This is a genomic window from Ancylobacter sp. FA202 (genome assembly GCF_000380205.1).
GTDB lineage: Bacteria > Pseudomonadota > Alphaproteobacteria > Rhizobiales > Xanthobacteraceae > Ancylobacter.
In genome coordinates, this window is sequence record NZ_KB904818.1 from 2,612,808 (window position 1) to 2,636,036 (window position 23,229).

The following is a 23,229-nucleotide window of genomic DNA, read 5'->3' on the forward strand; positions in this document are numbered from 1 at the left end:
GCCGCGCGATGGCCGGGGAGGATCCCTATGTGGAGACCCGCCGCCTGGCGTCAGTGACGCTGGATGGCGCTTCCATCGGCCGTTCCAATGTCGATGTCGAGCATGAGCGGGCCGTGGCCATCTATGATCTGCTGGCCGAGAACAGCTTTGCCCCGCATGGCGATACCGCCCCCGGCCCCTATTGCCTCACCATCTCGCTGAGCGAGGGGCGCCTCGTGCTTGATGTCACCCGCGAGGACGGCGCCCCGGTCGTGCAGCACCAGCTGTCGCTGAGCCCGCTGCGGCGGGTGGTGCGCGATTACTTCATGGTCTGCGAGAGCTATTATTCGGCGATCCGCACCGCCAGCCCGTCGCAGATCGAGGCCATCGACATGGGCCGGCGCGGCCTGCACAATGAGGCCTCCGAGCTGCTGCGCGAGCGGCTGAAGGACAAGATCGCCCTCGATTTCGGCACGGCCCGGCGGCTGTTCACGCTGGTCTGCGCCCTGCACTGGAAAGGCTGAGCGTGGCCGCGCCCGGCACCTTAGAAGGTGCAGCGGCCGGCCCCGGCCCGGCCCCCCGTCGGGACCGGCCGCAATCGGTGCTGTTCATGTGCGGGCAGAACAGCGTGCGCTCGCCCATGGCGGCGGTGCTGGCGCGGCATCTGTTTGGCCGCTCGCTTTATGTCGGCTCGGCCGGCGTGCTCAAGGGCGAGACCGACCCCTTCGTCACCGCCGCCATCGACGAGGTGGGGCTCGACCTCTCCCGCCACCGGCCGCAGACACTGGAGGAGCTGGAGGAGAATGAGGGCCTCGGCTTCGATCTCGTCATCACGCTGTCGCCCGACGCCCATCACCGGGCGCTGGAGCTTACCCGCACCAACGCCATCGACGTGGAATACTGGCCGACCCCCGACCCGACGCTGGCCAGCGGCAATCGCGAGCAGCGCCTCGACGCCTATCGCGGCGTGCGCGACGAGCTGGAGCGGCGCATCCGTACCCGCTTCCGCCCGCGATGAGTGGGGTGGGAAGTTCGCGAAAAGCGTTCAACTTTGCCCGGACATGCTCTAGCGTGCCGGCGAATTGGACCGCCGGGCCCGCCGGCGGAAAAGGAGTGACTGCGTGAGCGCCCGCCCGAAACTGGTGCTGGCCTCGGGCTCGCCGCGCCGCCTGGCGCTGCTGGCCCAGGCCGGAATCGAACCCGATGCCCTGCTGCCGGCCGATATTGACGAGACGCCGGAGCGCGGCGAGCTTCCCCGCCGGCTGGCGCTGCGCCTGGCGCGCGAGAAGCTCGACGCCTCCGATGCGCGCCGCCGGATGCTGGGCGAGCATGAAGGCGCCTTCCTGCTCGCCGCCGATACGGTGGTGGCGGTGGGCCGGCGCATCCTGCCCAAGCCCGATGTTTCGGAAGAGGCGGCCGAGTGCCTGCGCCTGCTCTCCGGCCGCGCCCATCGCGTCTATACCGGCATCGCCCTGATGACGCCGAAGGGCGGCATCCGTACGCGGCTGGTCGAGACCCGCGTGCGGTTCAAGCGCCTCTCGCGCGAAGAGATGGACGCCTATGTCGCGTCGCGCGAATGGGAGGGCAAGGCCGGCGGCTACGCCATTCAGGGCCTGGCCGGCGCGTTCGTGATCAAGCTGGTCGGCTCCTACACCAATGTCGTCGGCCTGCCGCTCGCCGAGACGGTGGCGCTGCTGGGGGGCGAGCGCTTCCCGGTCTATCAGCGCTGGGGCCACCCGGAATGAGCGCCGCCACCCCGCCCGCCGCCGGCGGCAAGCCCTGCCCGATCTGCGGCAAGCCGATGGTGGAAAAGTACAGGCCCTTCTGTTCCGCCCGCTGCGCCGATATCGACCTGCACCGCTGGCTCACCGGCGCCTATGCGATCCCGGTCACGGAAAATGATGACGAGGACGGCGAGGAACCCTCCCTCGCCCCGAATCCCCCCCGCGAGATCTGAGGCGCAGGTTGCGTGCGGGACCTCCGGCGCCCGGCTGATCGGCGACGGCAGGCAGGGCGAGGGGCCTGCCTTACCTTGAAGCCGCCATGTGGCAGGGCGACGCGCGATGAGGGATCGACGCGCCGGCTGTCCGGCAGCCGCACTGATTGTGGCCACCGTAACCGACCGCTGTCCCGCGCAGGAGCGTTGCTGCCAGGCGGACGTTGCGTAAGGCTAGGCGCGACGTCACGGCCGCCTCGGCGCGGCTCGCTCTGCCGCTCCTGCAGCGGTCGCCCGACGCCGCGCCACCGGCGATGCGGAACGCAGTTCTGGGGAAAGCCGGAATTTCCCTTTGCCTGGATATGGACAGGGCGCGGCCAAGACTCTATAACCCGCCCGCTCCGCATGGCTTGAAGCCTTGCCGGCTACGCCCAGGTAGCTCAGTTGGTAGAGCATGCGACTGAAAATCGCAGTGTCGGCGGTTCGACTCCGTCCCTGGGCACCATCTACCCCCTTGATATTGCTAGGTTTTCCGGCGCAAGGGGCAGTGATTTTCAGCCAGTTTGTCATATTTTCTGACCCGGTTTGACAGCCTTTGTTCTGCGGCTGTTCACTTCGTGGCCGAAGCGGCCGGCTACCTCATCCATCTTTTTCGACAGGTCGGAACCCTGCGCGTACATCTGCGCCATGGCCTCGGTCTTCTGGCCGAGCGCGTCGGCGATGGTGCGCAGGTCGGCGCCGCTCTCGCGCAGGATCGCCGCCACCGTGTGCCGCAGCCCGTAGAGCGTCAGGCCCTCGCCGACAGCCCCGGCCTTCTCCAGCGTGTGCTGAAGCTTCATCCATGACGAGTTGAAGCCGGAGACGGTCCACGGCCGGCCGCGCGAGTTGGCGCAGAGGGTGATCGCCGAATGCGCCGGCGCCGCCGCGAGAATGTCGCGCAGCGGGTCGATGACAGGCCAGATGACGCCTTCCTCGGTCTTGGACCGGCTGGTGTTGATCCGGCCGCCGGCATAGGCCGTGCGGGGCAGGTTGAGCGCATCATTCGGCCCCAGGCCGGTAAACATCATCAGGGCGAGAGCCGGCAGCATATGCGCGGGGGCGGCGTCGAGCACCGCGTGGCGCTCGTCGTCGGTCCATCGGCGATTCTGCTTCGGCAGGCCCTTGGGGCGGCGGATGCTGCGAATGCCCTCCGCCGGGTTGTCCTTCATGTGGCCGCGCTCCTTGCCCCAGGCGAAGAGCAGGGACAGGACGGTTTTGAGATAGTTCGCGAACCAGCGCTTGTGCTTGGCCTCGGCTTTGTCGCGCATCTTCACCACGAAGGGCGAGGTGAAACGGGTGAGGGGCGTATCCTCGATCGGCTGGAGATAGTCGAACACCCGCTGATAGCCGGCGCGGGTCGTGCGCGTCAGCCGCTCAAGGTAATCCCTGCTGCCACGGTACTCCTTGATGAGGGCGCCGAGCGTGCCCGGGCGCGTCGTTTTGGTGCGCTCCTGAAGGGCGGTGATGCGGGTGCATTCCGCCAGGAACGCGGCGGTGCCAATCGGCGCCTTCACAAGATCAACCGGCGTGCGGGAAGCGCGGTGATAGCACCGCATCTTTCCGTGCCGGTCCTTGAAGATCTGGAAGCCTTTGACGTGCACCACGGTCATCGCTAGCCGAGCCTTTCCAGAATGGCGTCGTCGCTGTCGAGGGCGCCGGTCTTGAGGCTGTCGACCCACGAATCGAGGTCGCGCACGTCCCAGAGGCGCGAGCCGTCGGGATAGGCGACGGCCGCCACGGGGCAGAGCAGTTCGAACCGGCTCGCCGGCAGGCCACAATAGGCCGCCGCATCGGCCTTCTTCAGCATGCGGTAGGGCTGCACCTGAAGAGAGAGCATCGCCTTCGCCATCATCAGAGCCCCTTGCTTGTTGCGAGATAGACGACCTTCGCCGGGGCGTTTGCCCCGGCGATCTGGCGCTCGACGTCGGCGATGGCGGCGGCGAGTTCGCTGTCGGTGCGATACTCCACCTCCTTGCCGTCGGTGTAGCGCAGGCGGCGGACGCCGTCGGCGCGCATCTTGCGCAGCTTGGCAAGGCGGTCTTCGAGGCTGTCATTGATCGCCATCACGCGCCCTCGTTCTTGTAGAGGCCACGGAAGTCGATGACGCCGCAGCCGAAGTCGAGCCCGGCGGCGACCTTGACGGCGCGGGTGTCGAAGTCGATCTCGGTGCGGATCTGCGGCCCCTCAGCGCCGGAGACATAGCCATAGACGAGGCTGGGAGCGGCGGCCGGGTCCGCCATGACGTACCAGCCGGCGCCGGTGATATTGGCGTCGACCACCAGCTCCATCGTGCCCGCCCAGGGGTTCACGTCGCCTGCCTTGGCGGCGGTGATGGCGGCGAGCACCTGGCGGGCGGCAAGCTCGGTGTCCGGCCCGACCACAAGGAAGCGGGGGGCGAGGTTGAGCGGCACGCCGTCGAGGCTCTTCTGCTTGCGCAGCGCGGCGACGGCGAGGCCGACCGAGGCGACCGAGAGGACGGCGCCGGTGGTGGCCTTGTTGCCATGGTCGGCATGGAACAGCGCCTTGCCGTCGGAGAGGGCGGCATTGGCGGCGAGCAGGCCGTAGACGCGGGCGTTCTCGTCGCTGGCGGCGCGGATGGCGATCATCGAGGAGAAGTCCGCCAGCGCCGACAGGTCGTCATTGATGAGGGCGCGGCGGCCGATGGCGATGCCGGCATTCAGCTCCTTCGCCCGCACCTTCTCGCGGTTCTCGGAGAGCGTGCCGTATTTGAGCTCGCCGGCCTCGTTGGTCTCCTGGAAGGTCGGGAAGTCGCCGATGCGCAGGAAGGAATGATCGCGGAAGTCGGTGAAGGACCGCTGGGCAGCGATCAGGCGATAGGTCGGCTCGGCGGCGGCGTAGTTGGCGAGCAGGGCCTTGTTGGCCGCGTCCGCCAGCAGGAGGGGGAAGTCGCTGGTGGAATGGGCGCCGACGGCGCGCTCCATCAGCGCGTTCTGGTCGCGCGGGTTAAGACGCTCGCCGCGCGCCTGGGCGAGGTCGCAGATCATGTCCAGCATGCGGAAGCCGGCATAGGGGCGGGAGCGCTCCTCCAGCTTGACGCGGCCGGGAGCCAGGCGATGGGCGAGCGCCTCGCCCATGGCGGAGCGGATCGCGGCCGGGTCGGCGTGGTCATGGGTGACGGTCGCCACCGTGGGGTGGAAGGTCTGCAGCGGGGCGCTGCGGGCCTGCATGGCGGCGAAGGCGGCGCCACGGGCGGCGTCCGGGGTGGCGTTGGCGTCGATCTGGCTGTCGATCCAGCCCTGGTCGAGGCCGGCGACGTTGGCGATGGAACGTATCTCCGTGTTGACGGCGGCGCGCTCCATAGCGGCCGGCGTGGGGTTGAGGGGCTGGGCGGAGGGAGCGGGCGCGGGCGCCGGCTCGGTGCTGACCGTCATGTCGTGGCTCCTGATGCCTGCATGCGGGTCGGCGGGGACAACGACGAGGCTGACCTCGATCAGGGTGAAGCGCTCGGCCCGCTTCTCGCGGCGGCCGGTCTTCGGGTTGGTGCGCTCGGACCAGCGCTCGACGCCATAGCCGATGGAGATGCCGAAGGTGGCACCGTCGGTCAGCTCGGCGGCGATGCGCTGGGAGCGGAGATTATGGCGGGAGAGCGTGGCGCGGCCGAGGAGGTCCCCGCCGACGACGCGCAGCGTGTCGACGCTCCCGAGCTGGCGGTCCACGCTCTCCCTTCCGTGGCTGTCGAGCAGCGGCACGCGGGCGGGCCACGCCGGCTGCGACAGGAGGAGAATCTCGTCATAGGGGCCGCGCACGTCCCAGCGCTCGACAGCGGCGCCGGTGGAGAGCACGGCCTCGAAGGTCTGGCTGTCGGCATCCCAGCTGGAGGCGGGGAGCGGCGCGCGGCGGGTGAGGATCTCGGTGGGAGCGTTCATGCCACGGTCTCCTCGATCGCCGGCGCGGCGGCAGGCTTGGCCGGGGCGGTGAAGGTGAGGCCGAGGCTCGCCTCGCGGGCCTTGTCGGCGGCGATCTCGGCGTCGAGCGCGCCGACATCCATGCCGCGCGCCGCAACCGCCTCGCGGCGGCTCATCAGCCCGGCATTGATCGCCTCGATCTCCGCCTGCACGTCCTTGGCCGGGTCCACCCATTGCTGCTTCGGGGTGATCCAGCGCACGGGGAGAAGCTCCTGCGGGCGGGCGGCAAGCCGGCCCTGCAGGCTCTCGATCATCGCCCAGCGTCGCCAGATGGGACGCAGCGCCTGGAAGACGATCACGTTGTGCTGGATCATCTCCACCCGGCGGCGCCACTCGACGAGGCCGGCGCGGATCGAGGAATAGTTGACGCTGGAGAGGTCGCCGGTCAGCACCTCATAGGGCAGGCCGAGCGCGGCGGCGATCTCGTGCAGGGTGATGCGGGCGAAGTCGTTGGCCTCCTGCGCAATCGCCGGCGGGTTGGAGAAGGTCACGTCCTTGCCCGGCGGCAGCACCACGATGGCGCCCGGCTCCAGCGAGCCGATCAGCGCCTCGCCCTGCGTCTCGCCGCCGAAGGGCACGGTGCCGTCATTGGTGGTGATGAGGCCGGCGAGCAGCGCGCCGACCTTCTGGCGGGTGAGCTGGGCGCCGTGCCACTCGTCATGCTCGGCCAGGCGCAGGATCGCCGGGGCGAACCACGAGACGCCGCGCACCTGGCCGGGGAAGTCGGGGCGGAACAGATGCACCACGTCCTCGGCCGGCACGCGCACCGGCTGGAGGTTCAGGCCGAGGCCGATCTCGGGGCGCTCCTTGACGATCCAGTAGGCGACGCGGGAGCCGAACATATCGAACTCGACGCCGTTGACGATGCGCCCGCCATTGGGCAGCGGCCGGGTGAGCGAGGCATCCAGCTGGTCGGGATCGAGCACCCGGATACGCAGGCCCGCCGGGGTGGCGATCAGCAGCGCCAGCGCCTCGCCATCCACCACCATGCCGCCCACCATCAGGGCGGTGAGGCCATAGAAGTCCATCAGGCCGTCGGCGTCCGCCTCATCCGTCCACGCCGTCCAGCGCGCCGCCAGCGTGCCGGTCACGGCCGGCACGATGCCGGTGCCGATCAGTGCCGCCACCCATGCCGCTTTGGCGGCGGCCGCGTGCGGGTTGTTGGCGACGAGATAGCGGGCGCGATAGCCGAGCGGGGCGCGGGCCGCCTGCGCCGCGCCGTGCTGGTTGCGCATCGCGCCCCAGCCGGTCGCACGCCGGCCCGTCGCCGCGCCCTCATAGGAGCGCGAGGCCGGGCGCAGCGCGCCCTTGGCGCGGTCAAAGAGGGAGGAAAGAAGGTTGCCCATCACGGCGCGCTCCGCTCGACGGAGACGACGGGACGCGGCGCCTTGGCGGCGATCTGCTCGCCGAGGGCCTTGCAGTCGATGACGATGCCAGAGGCCGATTTGCCTTCCTTGTCGCGAAAGGCCTCCCAATCGCCCAGGCTGCCGGCACGAACGATCTCGCCATCGCCCGCCACGATCACGTAACGGGCGAGGCGCGAGCCGTGCAAACCAACGAAGGCGGCGTCGGGCCCCTTGGAAGTGGCGAACTCGGCAAAGGTCTCGACCAGCGGCGCCGCCACATCGGCCGCGATCAACGCCTGGCCGATGGCCATGCCCTTCGAGGTCAGGTCGTGCAGGACCGTGAGATAGCCAAGATCGAACGCGGTATAGGCGCCGCGGCGCCCGACCATCTCGGTCTGAAGCTTGTCGAGCAGCTTGCGACGGCGCCAGTCGCGAATGACCACCTGCGGCACGCCGGTGATCTCCTCGACTTCCGGGGCAGTAAAGCGCGCCCGGTGAATGGTGATGCTGGTGCCGATCTCGGCCATGTGTGAACTCCCACGTCACCTGAGTTGATAGCGCGTTCGTTCTCACGTGTGAAGCCCCACACAGAAGAAATGTGCTGATGGTTTGTGCGACGTCATTATTTGGGCGCGTGGTCACTCGACACGCCACCCGTTCCACTCGCCGCCCCGCTGCTCGATCAGCCCCTCGGCATCGGCGATCCCGTCTTCCGCCTGGTCGTGCTCGCAGTCGCAGTCCCAATGGCCGATGCCGCCGCCGAAGTGCTCCGGCCGCCCGCCCTCCCAGCCGAGCGAGGGCTCGCCGTCGCTGTCCGGCTCATCATCGCCGCCGTCTTCCTCGTCCGGGTCGGCGTCCAGCTCGTCGAGCAGCACGATCAGCGCCTCGATTGTGCGCTCGGCCCGCTCGCGCAGGCGCTGGCGCTCCACCATGACAAACTCGCGGGTGTGGGCGTTCATGGCCGCACCTCGCCATGGTGCTGCACCTGGCTAAGTAGCCGCGCGTCGCGCACCTTCACATCGGCCACCACGATGGCGAGCACATTGTCCTCGAACGCCTCGCGCGGCACGAGGTGCTCGCCATAATGCTTGTTGTCGACATGCAGCAGGATATGCCCCGGCCCGCCGAGCACGCTGGAGGCGCGGGCGAGCTTGCGCCCGCCAAACACGTCCTGCAGCAGATAAATCCCCTCGCCCTCATAGCGCGTGCAGGGGCGCACCAGCACATGGTCCCACTGGCTGCGCAAGGTCGGCTCCATCGCGTCGCTGGGCACTATCTCCAGCCGCAGCTGCGGCGAGAGCAACGCCGTCGCCGGCGCCGCCTGCCCGAACAGGTCGCCGTTCATGGCCGGGCCTCCCCGCAAAGCTGGGCAAGTGAGCGGCGCAGCGCGGCGAGGAACAGGTCCTCATAGGTCACGCCGTCATCCGTCTCCTGGGTGCCGAGCGGCAGGTCGCGGCGCACGCCGCCCTGGCCGGAGCCTTCAACATAGTCCACGAGGGCGTACAGGCCGGCGAGCGAGGTGGGCGCCGTACCGAGCATCTCGGCATAGCCATGGTCTGCGATGCGGACCAGCACGGCGAGCCGGTCCTCGTCCTCCTCCGTCACGGCCGGGCAGGCTCCATCAGCCGCTTATGCCAGGCGATGCGCGCGAAGATCGGATCGGGCGCCGCCGCCATCGCGAGAGCACCCGTCGGCACCGTGACCAGTGCAGCGCCGAGGGCGAGCGCCTCGCGCCGGCTGGGGGTGAGGGATTCGGTGCTCATGCCCGGCCCTCCGGCCCGACAGCGCCCCGCGCCCGTCGCCAAAGGTCGATCGGTTCGGCGCGCTCGTCGAGGAAGCCGCCGCATTGAAAGCGGGGATCGGCCTGCCACTCATAGGTCAGGCGGCTGGCATAGACCCACGCCTCGGCCGGGCGCCCATGCGCCGCCCGCCGGGCGCCGGCGCCCTCCAGCATCCAGCCATCGCCGGGTGCCGCCAGTTCGTCCATGGCGGCCGCGAAGGCCAGCCACGCCGCACGGGCGCGCTGCAGCGGGTCGATGGGGGCGGTCGTCGGTGAGGCGAGGCTTGCGGTTGGGGCCGCCGCCAGCGCCAGAACGCCCGTCGGCACGGTCACAAGCGCCGCGCCAAGGCAAAGCGCCTGGCGCCGGCTGGGAACAAGGCTCTCCCGTTCGCGAACATGGCTGTCCATGCGCGTGCTCCTGTGGTATGAACCCATATAAGGCGAAATTGCCGGATATAGGTATACCTAAAACAGGCAACGTTGCAAGATGTCTTTGACGCCTGCCCAGTGCCGCGCCGCACGGGCTCTGATTGAGTGGTCGCGGGAAGAGTTGGCGGCATCGGCCGGGGTTGCGGTTCGCACCATCTCCGACTTCGAGGCGGGGCGCCGTGAGCCCATAAAAGCGACCATGGCGGCGATGCGTGGTGCTCTCGAAGCCGCCGGGGTCATCTTCGTCGACGAGAACGGTGAGGGTCCTGGCGTCCGCCTGCGCAAACGGTAGAGTAATGCCCTAACTCACCTGCACGGGGCGCTTGTGCCGATGGATGCCGCTTCACCCAACGTTTTCTTGTCGCTGTTCGAGTGGCGTCCCCGCGATAGGATGACCCCAGCGGAGAATTTTCTCACAGAGGCGCTGGTCTATGTGCTGCGCACTAATGATGAATTGCGGAGCGCCTGGGTCAAGTTATTGACCGATCGTGATCCGGATCCCGCCTCGGTCAAAATCGTCACCCGATCGTCCTATGAGGGGCCCGCCGGAACGACAATATATCCTGACATCGATATTTGCGGTCGCTTTCTGGATGAATCGGAGTTCACGATTTTAATCGAGAATAAGTGGAGCTCCGCTTATCAGAAGAGACAGATAGAACAATATTGCCATTTGATTGACGACTACATCAACCCATTTGTTGTATTTATATGTGCCGATTTTAAAGACTACAACCTTGCACGCACATACGTTCCTCCGAATAATGGCATAGGATTCAAAGCGCTGCGCTGGGAGGATGTGTATGCCTTCCTGTATTCGGCCGAAAGCCGCAATGGGCTTCTAGGGGAGTTAATCGCGTTCATGGATCGCCACGCACTGAGCGCTCGCCCGCCAATTACGCCCTCGATGATTCAAGCGTATCTCGAAAGCAAAAACTTCTTATCCAAACTTGATCGCTTGGCCAAAAAGCTCCTCATGGAGCACGATTGGAAACGCATCCCTGAATGGAACAATGCATCTGAACCCCACCGCGTCCGCGATATCTATGGGCGCGTGGCGATCGAGTTCGCGCCCGAAGACTGGAATGGAACGATCACCATCGGGTTCCTTCACAACAATGGCGACCATGGCGTTCCATTCGCTGACGGCACAGCAAACAGCATCGACGTCATACTGCGGATCGAGGCCAATCCGGCTCTTGGCGATCGCCGCAGCGAGGCATTGAGGGTTCTGGCAGCCAAGCGTGGAGGCCTCGCCTCGGCTGGTGTTGTCGTTCGCTTGCAAGGAGATGGCGAGAACAAGAACCGCCATACACTCATCATCGTGCAACGCTCGCTGCTCGACGTGATCCGAGAGAAGCCGACAGAGCGCGAGCAGGCGCAGGCGATCTACAGCCAGGTCAATGCGTGGCTGGAGGCGCTGTTCAATGATGGCCAGCTCGCTGCCGCGCTCGACACCCTGAGTGGGCGGCGCCGGGAGGCTTCGCTGGGTGCGCCATCCGAGTGACCGAATGAGCAATTGGACCGAAGGCGAGCGATGACCCCGGCGGGCCGGTAAGGCTTGCGCAGGGATCCGGAACGGAATGGAGGGGGACGTGGCGACTTGCCGGCAAGTTCAGGAGCGGGTGAAATCGTCCGCTGGCTTCGTGCCGAAGACGTGCTGGATTGCGCATGTCAAAAGCGACCACGGCCTGGTCGGCAGGGAAGCGTTCAACCGCGCCGATAGCAATGTGAGGCAGCATCCGTACCCGCCCGAAAAGCGGGGCGCGATCGAGGATGTGCTCCGGCATTTCGGGATGATATAGGGGGATGAGCCGTATGGCGACTTCCCTCTCCCTAGCCGGCCTCACCTACACGATGGAGTTTGGCAGCGATCTAGAGCGTGATGGCAAGTTCCTCCAGCTGTAGGAAGGTTCGCGCGACGGCCATGCCTGGCCGAGGTCTTCTATTCCGACCAGACGCACACCATGGCCTTCACCGCCCTCCGCGAAGACCTGCCGCTCGAAGCTGTAGCATCGCTTTATTCATTGAGAAAACGAACTTCCGGCAGCGGGTCCTTATCCAGTTCTAACATTATTCGTTTCACCTCAGCGCTGCTATCCAGCAACATTTTCGAGAGGCGATGCACGCCTTTGCGAACGTTGGGCAATTCCGCCATTGACGGAACCTCCAAGTTTCGCTGGTCATAGCGATACTCATTGAGCACGTCGGGTAGAGCGCTTGAAAGACGCTCGACGTCATCGTCGTTCAGCTGGCTTTTTTCAATCATGTCACCCAACAGCTTGAGAGTGGAACTCAGACCCGGTTGCGTCCGCTGTTCACAAGCGTGGAGTAGAAGCTCTTTGATCTCACGGGGAACCTTGGCCCTTGGCGACGCGTTCCTGACAAATTGACTCATCGCGACGTAGGCTGGATAAACGCGCATCGGATCTCGGCTGGCTACTGCAGAACGAATCTGCGCAAAGGCCTGAGGCCGATGACTCGGCCACAAACGTGCCGTCTGAAATGCCGTTGCGACCAAGGATGGGATGTGTGGCAATTTGTCAGGAGACTTCAATTGGTCGACCACTTCTTCTGAACCGCCCCTAGATTCCTGGACGCCTTCTTCCCTAAATTTTGAGGCAAGGAGGCCCCAATGGGCAAGGCGAACTTCACCGAGGACTTCAAGCGCGACGCGGTCCTTCAGATCACCGAGCGGGGCTATCCGGTTGCGGAGGTGGCGGCGCGACTGGGGATCAGCAAGTACTCGCTCTACGAGTGGAGGAAACGGTACGGCAAGCCTGCCGCCGTGGCCCGCGATGACGATCAGGCTGCGGAGGTCCGCCGGCTGAAGCGCGAGTTGCAACGCGTTACGGAGGAGCGCGACATCCTAAAAAAAGCAGCCGCGTACTTCGCCAAGGATGCAAAGTGAAGTACGCGTTCATCGCTGAGCATCGCCTGCTGTTTTCGATCCGTGCCATGTGTCGGTGCCTGCGTGTCCAGCCCAGTGGCTTCTACGCCTGGCTGAAGGATCCGCTGAGCAAGCGCGCGCAGGAAGACCACCGACAGACCGAGCTGATCCGCGCGGCATGGAGCGAGAGCGGCAAGGTCTATGGCTACCGAAAGCTCCACGATGACTTGGCGGACATGGGCGAGAGCTGCTGTCCCAACCGAGTTGCGCGGCTGACGCGGCTTGCCGGCATCCGAGCGCAGATCGGCTACAAGCGCCGCCCCGGCCACTATGGAGGCAAGCCATCCCTGGCGGTCGACAACACGCTCGATCGCCGGTTTGACGCGGAGGCGCCGGACAAGGCCTGGGTGACCGACATCACCTACATCCGCACCCACGAAGGCTTCGCCTATCTGGCGGTCGTGATCGACCTCTTCTCCCGCCGCGTCGTCGGCTGGTCCATGCAGGCCCGGCAGACGACCAACGTCGTGCTTCAGGCGCTGCTGGCCGCCGTCTGGCGACGCAAGCCGAAGGGCCGTGTGCTGGTGCATTCGGACCAGGGGAGCCAGTTCACCAGCATGGAATGGGCGTCGTTCCTGAAGCACCACGACCTGGAGCCATCCATGAGCCGGCGCGGCAACTGCCATGACAACGCCGTGGCCGAGAGCTTCTTCAACCTGCTCAAGCGCGAGCGTATCCGCCGCAAGGTCTACCGCACGCGCGACGAGGCACGCGGGGACGTGTTCGATTACATCGAGATGTTCTACAACCCCACCCGCAAGCACGCACGCAATGGGATGCTGTCCCCAATCGAGTTCGAACGGCAGCACAAAGCCAAAGCCGAGGGCGTCTAGAAAACGCGGGGCGGTTCATTACCGCTGAAGGCAGCATGTTCACAGGCGGTCACGCTATGACCGAGGACAACCGCCGGCGTACTGCCGCCCTTCTCTCCGAAGCATGGGATGGAAGTCCCATCAAGCGGGTCCGAGCGGGCGACGGGGTGTCGATCCTCAATGGGCGGCGGCTTGCCATTCACATCATGATCCAGCCGGGAGGGGCAGCGGACTTCCTGGGCAGCGAAGCTCTGCTCGATCAGGGCCTGCTGTCGCGCTTTCTCGTCGCCTCGCCAGAGAGCCTAGCCGGCACACGTTTCCATCGCGACGTTCCCTCAGACGTGGATGCGACGATCCGCCAGTACAGCGCCCATCTGCTTCGCCTTCTGGAAGCCAAGCCCGCGCTTCTACCCCCGGAGTTCATCGCCAACGAGCTCAATCCGCGGGAACTGCCGATCGGCCAAGAGGCGTGTTCAGTCTGGATCGAATTCCACGATCGCATTGAGGGCTTGGTTGGCGCTGTCCTGCCAGGTCCAGGAAACGTAGTAATATCAACGAAAACACAACTGTTGATGGTCCGGTACCATCCGGTGCCATCGTGGACCATTCCCGCCTCCCGAGTGAAGACGTGTTGGCCGCACCGCATGCCACTGCCGCTTCAGGCGATCACGTCCTGATCAGATTATCGCAACACATGGCGCCGTGATGAAGGCGGAGCCAATCCGGCGCCCAATCCAGTATCTTGGAAAAGACCCCTCCAAACAGCACCTGCCCGGTGCCCTTTGTATCGACCGCGCGGTCGCCGGATCGCGTGAGCGGCATCTGCCGTGCGTCAAGCCGGCGCTCTCGCCGCTGCGCCGGAGTGGGAGACGCCAAAGCGGCAGGCCACCTTGGCGCAACGAAGCCAACTCGGCGCAACGAAAAGGCGTTCCTCCTCCGGTTGATTGTCGCGCAACGAAACGCCAGAGTGAACGTTATCTAACGGTGGGCAACATCGCGCATCGCTCTCGTCTGGAAGGCATCGTCGATGAAATTCTTGTCGGTACTAAGGGTCGGGCTCCTCGCATTGGCAACCTTCTTCGGTGCCGTATCGATGGCGCATGCCGATGACGGCACCATCAGCATCCGTATCTTGAAGGCCGGGTTTGTGGTCGGCGGATCGGCCGGTGACGGCGTGCTGACGTTTCAGGGCCGCAAATATCCCCTCTCGGTCGGGGGTCTGAGCTATGGCCTGACCTTCGGCGCTTCCGAGACGCGGTTGCACGGAACGGTCAAGAATATCCGGCGTCCGTCTGACGTGTCTGGGGTCTATGCCCAGGGCGGTGCTGGCGCCGCCTTTGGAAAGGGCGCGCAAGTCGTCGTCCTGACGAACCAGAACGGTGCCATTTTGGAGCTGAGCGGCGAGCAAAAGGGCGTCATCGTCAGCCTTGATCTGAGCGGGCTGGCCCTGTCGCTGAAGTAAGGCTCGACGCGTGTCGGCGCTTCCATCCTGCTTGCGTGTTCGTTCCAATACGCGGCAGGGTGGGGACGGCGCGGATGGCGTTGGCGCTCGCTGCGCCAATTGCCGCGCGAGGACGTCGGCACTCTATTGACCGATCTCGCTGAGCCGGCTCGCCGCCATGACTCGGGAGCCGAAAAAGGCCGGCGCCGGCGCGGGATTGCGGCGGCCATGGCCTCAGCTGCGCAGCGGCCGCGCCAGCACGTTCTGCAGCGTCTGCGAGGGAAGCTCTCCGTAGCGCGCCCGGTAAGAGTGGGAGAAATCGCCGAGGTTGGTGAAATACGCGCCGGCAATAGCGGTCAGCGTGTCGCCGGTGCGGGCGGACAAGATCCGTTCCCGCACCTTTTCCAGGCGCCGGTCCGTGGTCCATTGCATGGGCGAGCGATTGAAGGTGGCACGGAAAGCATATTGCAGGCTGCGCGCCGACAACCCGCTCACCCGTTCCAGATCGCTGAGGGTGATCCGCCCGTCCAGATTGGCGTCGATATAGTCGCACGCCATGTTCAGGCCGCGGGTGATCCGTTCGGGATCGCCATTCATCGCATTCATCCAGGGCGATGTGCTGGAACAGCAGCTGGCTGAAATCCACGCCCTCCAAAGCGAGGCCCAAGGCGCGCGGCGTGGTGAAATCGGCGGCCGGCTTCCGGTCGGCCGCGCGCTGATCGCCGAGCATGCCGCGCAGAATCGCGCCCAGCACGTCAGGCTCGATGTCGATCCCCACCACTGAGCGGGCGGTAGACTGGCCGCTGCATCCGCCGGGCGGCAGGAACAGCGCGCTGCGCGCCGCCCCCCATTCGAGGCTGCGTCCGTCGCAGCGTGTCGTCGTCAGGCCGTGAAAAGGCACCATCAGAATGCCGATGCTGGCGCCGCCGGCATCGAACTGGACGGAGGACGACGCGCTGGCGACAAGACGCGCCTTGCCGGCGCGCAACATCGCGGCGCGGCTGAGAAAGGACGTGTCGCGCCCCGTGGGCCGGTAGACGGTCGTGGCGGTCCCCGCCCGCGTCAGCACCTCCGACATCTGCTCGGCATCGGTGAATTCGAGAGCCTGGTGGCTGCCGAAAGCGAGAGGGGGGATCCGGCTGGGGGGCCTCGACCGTGATCTCATGGCGCCGTGGATGCTGTCCTCTGGTGGTGGAACGCTGATCCCCAAGGGCGGTGGAAAGTCCGTCGGTACAGGTAATTCAATGCTTCCCCGCAGCTAATCCGACAGAGCCCGGGCCGGTCAAGCCGGGTGTGGTGTTCCAAATAAAAGAAACGTTCCTCCGGCCCCGCGATCACGGCTTTCGCGCCCGCTTCTCCTGCGGTTCTGCCAGTCCGCGGTGGTCGCAGGGATCAGCGTGCGATCCAGGCGTCGAGCTGCGGGCGCGTCGGCATGCCGTCCTGCGCGCCGCTGACGAGGCAGGCCATCGACGCGGCCGCGCAGGCGCGCTGCACGGCCTGGTCAAGCCCGGTGAACGAGGCCAGTTCGCTGGCGAGGGCGCCAACGAAGGTGTCGCCGGCGCCCGTGGTGTCGACCGGCGTTACCGGAAAGGCCGGGGCGTGGTGGAGCGCGCCATCGGGTGTTGCGAAAAAAGCCCCCTGCGCGCCGGCGGTGACGACGCAGACCGTGTCGCCCTGCGCCGCCAGCTGGCGCGCGGCGGTGCTGAAATCGGGAGCGCCGCCAAGGGCGTGGGCGGCCATCAGCGCCTCGATCTCATTGACGACAAGTATGTCCGTCGCGGCGAGGATCGCGAGCATGTCCGCCGCGCCGAGGCCGGCCGGGGCGGGGGCGAGGTTCCAGATCACCCGCCCGCCGGCGGCCCGCACCCTCGCCGCGGCCGCGAGGCTGGCCGCCAGCGGCACCTCCATCTGCATCACCGCCAAGGACGCGGAAGCGAGAACGCCGTCCGGCAGGTCGCCGACTTCGACTTCTCCATTCGCGCCGCTGGCGACCGTGATGGCGTTCTCGCCTGCGCTGTCCACGGTGATGAAGGCGCAGCCGGTCGGCGTGGCGCAGGTGGCGACGTGGTCGGTTGTCACGCCATTGGCGGCGAGGTTGGCGCGGCAGGCCTCGCCGAAACCGTCCGCGCCGACGCGGCCGACCATGGTGACCTTCCCGCCCATGCGCGCGGCCGCCACCGCCTGGTTCGCCCCCTTGCCGCCGAACAATGTGCGGTAGCCCGGCGACAGCACGGTTTCACCCGGCCGGGGAATCGCCGGGACGCAGGCGACGAGGTCCATATTGATCGATCCGAAGACAAGGATCACGGTTTCCTCCCCATCGCCGCCCTGACGGCCGTCAGCCTTCCGCGTCCATCTGGTGCAGCTTTTCCACCCGGCGGCGGAAATCCTCGTCGGTGGAGAATTCGGCGGCAAGATAGGAGGCCACGAGATCCTGCGCCAGCCACGGGCCGATGATCTGCGCGCCGATGCACATGACGTTCACATCGTCATGCTCGACCGATTGGTGGGCGGAGTGGATGTCGTGGCAGACGGCGGCGCGAATGCCCTTCATCTTGTTGGCCGCGATCGAGGCGCCGACGCCGGTGCCGCACACCATGATGCCGCGCTCGGCCTCGCCCGAGGTGACTTTCGCCGCCACCTGGCGGGCAATGTCGGGGAAGTCGACCGGCGTGTCGTCATACGAGCCGACATCGATCACCTCGTGCCCGAGGCTGCGAATGTGCTCGATGACGGCGCCTTTCAGCGACCAGCCGGCATGATCGGATCCAATGACAAGGCGCATGTTGGTTTCCTTGAGTGTGGCAGGGCGGCGGCGCCCGTTCGCGGACGCCGCCGGTTGGGAAGGGGGGCGGCTCAGCTGGCGCCGCGCATGTTTGCCGGCAGGTCGGCGCCGTGATATTTCTTGTAGATCGCGTTCAGCTTGCCGTTGGCGATGTTGGCGGCGATCCACTCATTGAGCTTGGCGACGAGGCGCGGCTCGCCCTTCTTCACGCCCATGGCGAGATTGAAGGTGGTGATCAGCACCTTGGGCTCGAAGGCGCGCGCCGGGTTCTTGACGCCGATCTGGTTGACGATGGTGGCCGAGGTGGCGACGAAGTCGGCCTGGCCGGTCACCGCCGCCGTCACCATGGTGGCGTCGTCGTCATAGCGCGCCACCTCGAACCCGCCGCCATCCTTGGCGCGATTGGTCAGCGCCGTGTCCTGGGTGGTGCCGCGCGAGACGGCGATCTTCTTGCCCTTCAGGCCGTCCCAGTCCTTGACCTCGATCGATTTGAGGCCGCCGACCACCGATTCCAGCGCCGCATAGGGCTCGGTGAAGTCGATCACCTTGGCGCGCTCGGGCGTGACCGAGAGGGTGGAGATGACGACGTCCGCCTTGTTGGTCTGCAGGTTGGGAATGCGGGTCGCGCCCGTGGTCTGCACCCACTCGATCTGCAGGCCGAGATCCTTGGCGAGAAGCTCGGCGGTTTCCACGTCAGAGCCGGTGGGCTTCATGCTGGCGTCCATCATGCCCGACGGCGGGATGGCGAGGTCGGTTGAAATGCGGATCTTCTTCGCCGCCATGATGTCGTCGAGAAGATCGGCCCGCGCGGCGGTGGCGCCAAGGAGGCAGGCCGCCGCCACGGCGGCCGCGAACATCGTATGCTTGATCATGCGTCTCTCCCTTGCTTGCATTTTGTTGTGAAGGCTCAGAACCCCGTGCCGACGAACTGCGCGAGTTCGGGCGTGGAGGGCGATGAGAGGATGCCGGCCGGTCCCGCTTCGTGGACCTTGCCCTTGTGCATGAACACCACCTGGTCGGCGATGCCGCGCGCGAAGCTCATCTCATGCGTGACCAGCACCATGGTCATGCCTTCAGCCGCGAGCGCCTCGATGACCTTCAGCACCTCGCCGGTGAGTTCCGGGTCGAGCGCGGAGGTCACCTCGTCGAACAGCATCACCTTGGGCTGCATGGCGAGCGAGCGGGCGATGGCGGCGCGCTGCTGCTGGCCGCCGGAAAGCTGCTCGGGATAGGCGTGGAGCTTTTCCTCCAGCCCCACCTGCGCCAGCACTTTGGCGGCGAGGGCACGGGCCTCGGCTTTCGGCACCTTTTTCACCGCATGCGGGGCGAGGGTGATGTTCTCCTCGATGGTGAGGTGCGGAAACAGATTGTAGCTCTGGAAGACGATGCCGACATCCTGGCGCAGTGCCCGCACATCGAGCCCGGCATCGTCCACCCGCCGGCCGCACACCTCGATCTCGCCGCCATCGATGGTCTCGAAACGGTCGATGCAGCGCAGCGCCGTGCTCTTGCCGGAGCCGGAGCGGCCGATCAGCACCGTGACCTCGCCGCGCCCGACGGTGAAGCTGACGCCGTCGAGCACTTTGAGCGAGCCGAAGCTCTTATGGACATTGCGCAGCGCCACGACCGGGGCGTTCGGGGGCACGGAGGGCGGATTTACATGAGCGTTCATGGGCGGTTTCCTTGGCGTTCCGCGGGCCGTGTCACGCAAGTGCCGGCTTCTTCTGGAGGGCCGAACGCTCCAGCCGGCGGCTGAGGCGCGAGAGCGGGTAGCAGAGCGAGAAGTAAACGACGGCAATGATCGAGTAGATGATGAAGGGCTCGAACAGGGAATTGTTGATGATCTGGCCTGAGCGCGTCAGTTCGACGAAGCCGACCACCGAGGCGAGCGAGGTATTCTTGACGATCTGCACCATGAAGCCGACCGTGGGCGGCGTGGCGAGGCGGATGGCCTGCGGCAGGATGACCTTGACCATGCGCTGGCTGCGGGACAAAGCGAGGCCTTCGGCCGCCTCCCATTGCTGCTTCGGCACCGCCTCGATGCAGCCGCGCCAGATCTCGCCGAGATAGGCGGCGACGAAGATCGTCATGGAGGCCCCGGCGGCGAGCAGCGGCGAGATGTTGAGGCCGAGCGCCGCCAGCCCGAAGAAGGACAGGAACATGATCACCAGCAGCGGCGTGCCCTGGATGAGCTGCACATAGGTGGCCGCCAGCAGCCGCACCGCCCGGCTCGGCGACACCCGGCCGAGCGCGATCAGGAAGCCGAAGCTACCGCCGCCGACCAGCGCGATGGCGGAAAGCCCGATGGTCCACAGCGCGCCATGGCCAAGGAAGAGAAGGTGGTTGATGTTGAGAGCGCCGCCCATGGTCATCTCCTCACAGCGGCGTGCCGAGGCGGCGCCGGCGCGGGAACAGCGCCAGGCCAAGAAGCCAGAAGCCGAACCGCATGATGAAGGACAGCGCCACATAGATCAGCGCGACGACGATGTAGGTTTCAAAGGAACGGTAGGTCTCGGACTGGATGTAGTTGGCGACCGCCGTCAGTTCCTCCGCCGAAATCTGCGACGTGACCGAGGAGGCCAGCATCAGCAGCACGAACTGGCTGGTGAGGGCGGGATAGACCCGCTCAATGCCCGGCCAGATGATGACGTGCCAGTAGATCTGCGCCCGGGACAGGCCGAGCCCTTCCGCCGCCTCGATCTGGCCCTTGTGGATGGAATCGAAGCCCGCCCGCATGATTTCGGTGGTGTAGGCACCGACATTGATGGTCAGCGCCACGGCGGCGACGGTGAAGGCGGAGAACTGCAGCCCCAGGCTGGAGAGGCCGAAATAGACCAGGAAGATCTGCACCAGCAGCGGCGTGTTGCGGATGGCCTCGACATAGGCGCCGCACAGCCGCTCGACCAGCACATTGCCGCCGCGCCGGCCGATGGCGCCAAACACGCCGATCGCCGCGCCGCACACCACCGCGATGAAGGCGAGCTGCAAGGTCAGGGTGGCGCCGTCGAGCAGGGCTTGCCAGCGATCGAGCACGACCGAAAAATCTAGTACGAGACCCATGGGGGAGGCTCCGCCCAACTGTCCAGGAGGCGTAGGGGAAGGCGGCCGGCGGCTCAGCCGTCGACGGGGTGGCGCGGCTGGTTGGCCATGCGGTCATAGACGCGGAACAGCGCCTGGTTGCCGTTGGCGCCCTCGCCATGGGCGCGCGCCTCGACATATTGGCTGGTGACGAGCGCGGTCGCCGGTAGCGGCACAGCCAGCGCCAGCGCTTGCTCCTGCACCAGCCGCAGGTCCTTCAGCATCAGGTCGATGCGAAAGCCGGCCGCGTCGTCGCCGGCGATCATCGCCGGGCCGAGCCGGTCGAGCATCCACGAGGCGGCCGAGCCGCCCAGCAGCACCTGCCTGAGCTGGTCGAGATCGACCCCGCAGGCACGCCCGAGCGCCAGCGCCTCGCAGATCGCCTGAAGGTTGATGCCGCAGATCAGCTGGTTGCACAGCTTCACCGCCTGGCCGGCACCCGGGCCGCCGACATGGTTGATGGTGGTGCCCATCGCCTCGAAATAGGGGAGGGCGCGGGCGAAGGCGTCGGCCTCGCCGCCGGCCATGATGGAGAGCGCGGCGTTCTTGGCCCCCATCGGGCCGCCGGAAACCGGGGCGTCGAGCATGTCGATGCCGGCCGCCTTGAGGTCTGCCGCCATGCGCCGAACCGCCACCGGCGCGATTGTGCTCATATCGACAATGAGGCGCCCGCGCGGCGGATCGGTCCGCAGGCCGCCGGGGCCGAGCACGACCTCCTCGACCTGCGGCGTGTCCGGCAGCATGGTGATGGCGATATCGGCATCGCGGGCGGCATCAGCAGGCCCGCTCGCGGCCTCGGCGCCCAGCGCGACGAGAGCGTCGATCGCCGCCGGCACGACGTCGAACACGCGCACGGCGAAGCCGGCTTCGAGAAGATTGCGTGCCATCTCGCGGCCCATCGTGCCGAGGCCGATGAAGCCGACGCTTCCTTGGTGTTTCCGTCCCATAGCATCCTGCGTTTTTTGTTGTGGCGCGGTTCAGTCGGGTTTGGCGACCCGTGGCCCTCCCTGAATGGCCAGCTTGCGGCGGAACTCGTCGCCAATGGCGAAGTGCTCGCGCAGCGAGCGGTCCGCGACTTCAGGGTCGCCGGCGACAATGGCGTCGAAGACGCGCTTGTGGTCCTCGATGAGGTAGGTGCGCATGTCGAAGACGCCGACGAGATGACGGCGGTCGACATGCGAGCGCATCAGCACGGCCGACATCGATTCGTAGAGCACGCGCAACGTCTCCGAGCCGCTGGCCTGGACGATGGCGTGATGGAAATCGAAATCGGCGCGGCCGCCGGCGTCGACATCGTCGATCGTCGCCTCGATGCGGCGCAGCGCGGTCTGGAGGCGCTCAAGGTCGCTCACGCTCGCCCGCTCGGCCGCCAGCCGGATGGACTGGCACTCGATGGCGACGCGCGCCTGGACGATGTCGTCCATCAGGTCGGCGCGGTGGGCGAGGGCGAAGGTGAAGAAGTCGTTCAGCACCGAAATGTCCGGCCGGCGCACAATGGTGCCGACGCGGTCGCGGATCTCGACGATGCCGAGCACGGTCAGCGCCCGCAGCGCCTCACGCAAAATCGGACGGCTGACGCCGAGCTGCGCGGCAAGGTCGCGTTCCGGGATCAGCCGGTCGCCCGGCTTGAGGGCGCCGGCGAGCAAACGCTCACGCAGGAAGGCGAACACCTTCTCGAAGCCCTTGCCGCCCTGCTCGTCGAGGCGGGTGATTTCAAATGTCTCGTCCATCGCCGGGAAAGGACCCTAGTCTTGCCGTGGTAAGACCAGTGTACATACCAAGAGAGCGAGGTCAAGACGCGGCTGTGCCGCCGCGCGCTCGGAAGCGCGCGGATCGGGTGGATGATGGCCGGAACGGGATGGGAAATGGCGCGGTGGCGCCGGCTATGGGCGGCGATGAAACGCTGCAAGGGCCCGTCGGCGGGCAGGCTGCGGCAGGGTCCGGCCTCGACGGCCGGGCCCTGCGCGGCGCCTTCTGCGTTCAGGCGTTGAAGCCGCCATCGACGGTGACGGTGGTGCCGGTGATCTGCCGCGCCGCCGGGCTGGCGAGGAAGGCCACCGCCGCCGCGATATCGGCCGGCGTGCCATAGCGCCCCAGCGGGGTGAGGCTGCGCATCCCGTCCGCCTGTTCGCCATCGGCCGGGTTCATCTCGGTGTCGGTGGCGCCGGGCTGCACGAGGTTCACCGTGATGTCGGCGGGGCCGAGTTCGCGGGCGAGACCTCGGGTGAAGGAGAGCAGCGCCGACTTGGTCATCGAATAGACCGTTACGCCGCCGAACGGCACCCGTTCGCCGAGGCATGAGCCGATGGAAATGATGCGCCCGCCCGCCGTCAGATGCCGGATCGCCGCCTGCGAGGCCAGCACCACGGCCCGCACATTGACGTTCAACAGTGCGTCGATGTCGGCGAGGCTTATCTCCGCCACCGGCCCCTGCCGGGCGATGCCGGCATTGTTGACGAGGATATCGAGGCCGCCGAGGCGCTCCACCGCCTCTTCGACCGAGCGCTTCACCGCCGCCGGATCGGCGCTGTCGGCCTGGATCGCAATGGCCCGCCGGCCCATCGCCTCGATGGAGCGCACCACCTCTGCCGCCCGCTCGGCCGAGCGCTCATAGGTGAGGGCGACATCCGCTCCCTTTTCCGCCAGCGCCAGGGCGATGGCCGCACCGATTCCGCGCGAGGCGCCCGTGACCAAAGCGCGTTTTCCTGCAAGCTCACTCATGATCGAT

The 23,229-nt window shown here is 66.7% G+C and carries 32 protein-coding genes and 1 tRNA gene; 11 read left to right on the forward strand and 22 right to left on the reverse strand.

The features are described from left to right. Positions 1-8: 8 nt before the first annotated feature. From A3M1_RS0111755 to A3M1_RS0111775, 5 genes are all read left to right on the forward strand, one after another. Positions 9-503: a UPF0262 family protein gene (locus tag A3M1_RS0111755; RefSeq protein ID WP_018389170.1), complete on the forward strand. Its 495-nt coding sequence runs from the start codon at positions 9-11 to the stop codon at positions 501-503. Between the two features lie 86 nt (positions 504-589). Next, positions 590-997 carry a low molecular weight phosphatase family protein gene (locus A3M1_RS0111760; RefSeq protein WP_245261645.1) on the forward strand — a complete coding sequence of 136 codons (408 nt, stop codon included), beginning with the start codon at positions 590-592 and terminating at the stop codon, positions 995-997. A gap of 103 nt (positions 998-1,100) precedes the next feature. Further along, positions 1,101-1,724: a Maf-like protein gene (locus tag A3M1_RS0111765; protein WP_018389172.1), complete on the forward strand. Its 624-nt coding sequence runs from the start codon at positions 1,101-1,103 to the stop codon at positions 1,722-1,724. Then, the gene (gene yacG, locus A3M1_RS0111770; protein ID WP_018389173.1) at positions 1,721-1,936 is read left to right on the forward strand and encodes a DNA gyrase inhibitor YacG; all 216 of its coding nucleotides are present in this window, start codon (positions 1,721-1,723) and stop codon (positions 1,934-1,936) included. The genes A3M1_RS0111765 and yacG overlap by 4 nt, the downstream gene beginning before the upstream one ends. A gap of 408 nt (positions 1,937-2,344) precedes the next feature. Further along, positions 2,345-2,420: transfer RNA gene (locus A3M1_RS0111775), tRNA-Phe, on the forward strand. A 61-nt stretch (positions 2,421-2,481) separates the two neighbouring features. Here the strand turns inward: A3M1_RS0111775 and A3M1_RS0111780 are convergent. The 11 genes from A3M1_RS0111780 to A3M1_RS0111830 all read right to left on the reverse strand — a co-directional run bounded on the left by A3M1_RS0111780 (position 2,482) and on the right by A3M1_RS0111830 (position 9,414). Continuing rightward, complete coding sequence (locus A3M1_RS0111780) at positions 2,482-3,564, reverse strand: tyrosine-type recombinase/integrase (RefSeq protein ID WP_018389174.1); 1,083 nt, start codon at positions 3,562-3,564, stop codon at positions 2,482-2,484. Between the two features lie 2 nt (positions 3,565-3,566). Further along, a complete protein-coding gene (locus A3M1_RS0111785; RefSeq protein ID WP_245261646.1) occupies positions 3,567-3,803 on the reverse strand; it encodes a hypothetical protein in 237 nt (78 codons plus the stop codon). Positions 3,804-3,805: 2 nt separating this feature from the next. Further along, positions 3,806-4,018, reverse strand: coding sequence for a phage head-tail joining protein (locus tag A3M1_RS0111790; protein WP_018389176.1), 213 nt, complete (start codon positions 4,016-4,018; stop codon positions 3,806-3,808). Next, positions 4,018-5,841, reverse strand: coding sequence for a prohead protease/major capsid protein fusion protein (locus A3M1_RS0111795; RefSeq protein ID WP_018389177.1), 1,824 nt, complete (start codon positions 5,839-5,841; stop codon positions 4,018-4,020). The genes A3M1_RS0111790 and A3M1_RS0111795 overlap by 1 nt, the downstream gene beginning before the upstream one ends. Then, positions 5,838-7,226 (reverse strand): phage portal protein, encoded by a 1,389-nt coding sequence (locus tag A3M1_RS0111800; protein ID WP_018389178.1) that lies wholly within the window; start codon positions 7,224-7,226, stop codon positions 5,838-5,840. Before A3M1_RS0111800 ends, A3M1_RS0111795 begins: the two co-directional genes overlap by 4 nt. Further along, positions 7,226-7,753 (reverse strand): MerR family transcriptional regulator, encoded by a 528-nt coding sequence (locus A3M1_RS0111805; RefSeq protein ID WP_018389179.1) that lies wholly within the window; start codon positions 7,751-7,753, stop codon positions 7,226-7,228. Before A3M1_RS0111805 ends, A3M1_RS0111800 begins: the two co-directional genes overlap by 1 nt. Positions 7,754-7,864: 111 nt before the next feature. Then, positions 7,865-8,185 (reverse strand): hypothetical protein, encoded by a 321-nt coding sequence (locus A3M1_RS0111810; RefSeq protein WP_018389180.1) that lies wholly within the window; start codon positions 8,183-8,185, stop codon positions 7,865-7,867. Further along, entirely contained in the window at positions 8,182-8,571 is a 390-nt protein-coding gene (locus A3M1_RS0111815) for a hypothetical protein (RefSeq protein ID WP_018389181.1), read from the reverse strand. The genes A3M1_RS0111810 and A3M1_RS0111815 overlap by 4 nt, the downstream gene beginning before the upstream one ends. Next, a complete protein-coding gene (locus A3M1_RS0111820; RefSeq protein ID WP_018389182.1) occupies positions 8,568-8,831 on the reverse strand; it encodes a hypothetical protein in 264 nt (87 codons plus the stop codon). The genes A3M1_RS0111815 and A3M1_RS0111820 overlap by 4 nt, the downstream gene beginning before the upstream one ends. Continuing rightward, a complete protein-coding gene (locus A3M1_RS26700; RefSeq protein WP_018389183.1) occupies positions 8,828-8,989 on the reverse strand; it encodes a hypothetical protein in 162 nt (53 codons plus the stop codon). The genes A3M1_RS0111820 and A3M1_RS26700 overlap by 4 nt, the downstream gene beginning before the upstream one ends. Next, positions 8,986-9,414: a hypothetical protein gene (locus A3M1_RS0111830; RefSeq protein WP_018389184.1), complete on the reverse strand. Its 429-nt coding sequence runs from the start codon at positions 9,412-9,414 to the stop codon at positions 8,986-8,988. Before A3M1_RS0111830 ends, A3M1_RS26700 begins: the two co-directional genes overlap by 4 nt. A 79-nt stretch (positions 9,415-9,493) precedes the next feature. On the opposite strand from A3M1_RS0111830, the gene A3M1_RS0111835 reads away from it, so the two are divergent. Both A3M1_RS0111835 and A3M1_RS26465 read left to right on the forward strand, forming a co-directional pair. Further along, complete coding sequence (locus tag A3M1_RS0111835) at positions 9,494-9,727, forward strand: DNA-binding transcriptional regulator (RefSeq protein ID WP_018389185.1); 234 nt, start codon at positions 9,494-9,496, stop codon at positions 9,725-9,727. A 39-nt stretch (positions 9,728-9,766) separates the two neighbouring features. Beyond that, positions 9,767-10,942, forward strand: coding sequence for a PD-(D/E)XK nuclease family protein (locus tag A3M1_RS26465; protein ID WP_018964112.1), 1,176 nt, complete (start codon positions 9,767-9,769; stop codon positions 10,940-10,942). A 513-nt stretch (positions 10,943-11,455) separates the two neighbouring features. Here the strand turns inward: A3M1_RS26465 and A3M1_RS0111855 are convergent. Beyond that, positions 11,456-11,860: a hypothetical protein gene (locus tag A3M1_RS0111855; RefSeq protein ID WP_018389189.1), complete on the reverse strand. Its 405-nt coding sequence runs from the start codon at positions 11,858-11,860 to the stop codon at positions 11,456-11,458. Between the two features lie 210 nt (positions 11,861-12,070). On the opposite strand from A3M1_RS0111855, the gene A3M1_RS0111865 reads away from it, so the two are divergent. The 3 genes from A3M1_RS0111865 (at position 12,071) to A3M1_RS0111875 (ending at position 14,659) form a co-directional block, all read left to right on the forward strand. Further along, a protein-coding gene (locus A3M1_RS0111865; protein WP_085930251.1) for an IS3 family transposase occupies positions 12,071-13,218 on the forward strand; the annotation gives its coding sequence in 2 pieces (ribosomal slippage) (positions 12,071-12,317 and positions 12,317-13,218; 1,149 coding nt in all). Between the two features lie 17 nt (positions 13,219-13,235). Further along, complete coding sequence (locus tag A3M1_RS0111870) at positions 13,236-13,874, forward strand: DUF3987 domain-containing protein (protein ID WP_256379652.1); 639 nt, start codon at positions 13,236-13,238, stop codon at positions 13,872-13,874. A 350-nt stretch (positions 13,875-14,224) separates the two neighbouring features. Beyond that, a complete protein-coding gene (locus tag A3M1_RS0111875; protein WP_018964110.1) occupies positions 14,225-14,659 on the forward strand; it encodes a hypothetical protein in 435 nt (144 codons plus the stop codon). A 213-nt stretch (positions 14,660-14,872) separates the two neighbouring features. Here A3M1_RS0111875 and A3M1_RS0111880 read toward each other — a convergent pair whose 3' ends face one another. Further along, on the reverse strand, positions 14,873-15,235 hold the full coding sequence (locus A3M1_RS0111880) for a helix-turn-helix domain-containing protein (RefSeq protein ID WP_018389191.1): 363 nt from the start codon (positions 15,233-15,235) through the stop codon (positions 14,873-14,875). A 19-nt stretch (positions 15,236-15,254) separates the two neighbouring features. Here A3M1_RS0111880 and A3M1_RS26705 point away from each other — a divergent pair, with 19 nt between their 5' ends. Beyond that, positions 15,255-15,422: a hypothetical protein gene (locus A3M1_RS26705; protein ID WP_018389192.1), complete on the forward strand. Its 168-nt coding sequence runs from the start codon at positions 15,255-15,257 to the stop codon at positions 15,420-15,422. A gap of 608 nt (positions 15,423-16,030) precedes the next feature. Here A3M1_RS26705 and A3M1_RS0111895 read toward each other — a convergent pair. The 9 genes from A3M1_RS0111895 to A3M1_RS0111935 form a co-directional block, all read right to left on the reverse strand. Continuing rightward, complete coding sequence (locus tag A3M1_RS0111895; protein ID WP_018389194.1) at positions 16,031-16,945, reverse strand: ribokinase; 915 nt, start codon at positions 16,943-16,945, stop codon at positions 16,031-16,033. A gap of 31 nt (positions 16,946-16,976) precedes the next feature. Then, entirely contained in the window at positions 16,977-17,423 is a 447-nt protein-coding gene (gene rpiB / locus A3M1_RS0111900; protein ID WP_018389195.1) for a ribose 5-phosphate isomerase B, read from the reverse strand. Between the two features lie 71 nt (positions 17,424-17,494). Next, positions 17,495-18,295: a transporter substrate-binding domain-containing protein gene (locus tag A3M1_RS0111905; protein ID WP_018389196.1), complete on the reverse strand. Its 801-nt coding sequence runs from the start codon at positions 18,293-18,295 to the stop codon at positions 17,495-17,497. Positions 18,296-18,330: 35 nt separating this feature from the next. Further along, entirely contained in the window at positions 18,331-19,095 is a 765-nt protein-coding gene (locus tag A3M1_RS0111910) for an amino acid ABC transporter ATP-binding protein (RefSeq protein WP_018389197.1), read from the reverse strand. Positions 19,096-19,126: 31 nt separating this feature from the next. Continuing rightward, positions 19,127-19,789, reverse strand: a complete 663-nt coding sequence (locus A3M1_RS0111915; protein WP_018389198.1) for an amino acid ABC transporter permease — start codon at positions 19,787-19,789, stop codon at positions 19,127-19,129. 10 nt (positions 19,790-19,799) lie between these two features. Then, positions 19,800-20,483, reverse strand: coding sequence for an amino acid ABC transporter permease (locus A3M1_RS0111920; RefSeq protein ID WP_018389199.1), 684 nt, complete (start codon positions 20,481-20,483; stop codon positions 19,800-19,802). Between the two features lie 53 nt (positions 20,484-20,536). Next, a complete protein-coding gene (locus A3M1_RS0111925; RefSeq protein ID WP_018389200.1) occupies positions 20,537-21,448 on the reverse strand; it encodes an NAD(P)-dependent oxidoreductase in 912 nt (303 codons plus the stop codon). A 30-nt stretch (positions 21,449-21,478) separates the two neighbouring features. After that, positions 21,479-22,231: a FadR/GntR family transcriptional regulator gene (locus tag A3M1_RS0111930; protein ID WP_018389201.1), complete on the reverse strand. Its 753-nt coding sequence runs from the start codon at positions 22,229-22,231 to the stop codon at positions 21,479-21,481. 250 nt (positions 22,232-22,481) lie between these two features. Then, positions 22,482-23,222 carry an SDR family NAD(P)-dependent oxidoreductase gene (locus A3M1_RS0111935; RefSeq protein ID WP_026221288.1) on the reverse strand — a complete coding sequence of 247 codons (741 nt, stop codon included), beginning with the start codon at positions 23,220-23,222 and terminating at the stop codon, positions 22,482-22,484. Between the last annotated feature and the right edge of the window lie 7 nt (positions 23,223-23,229).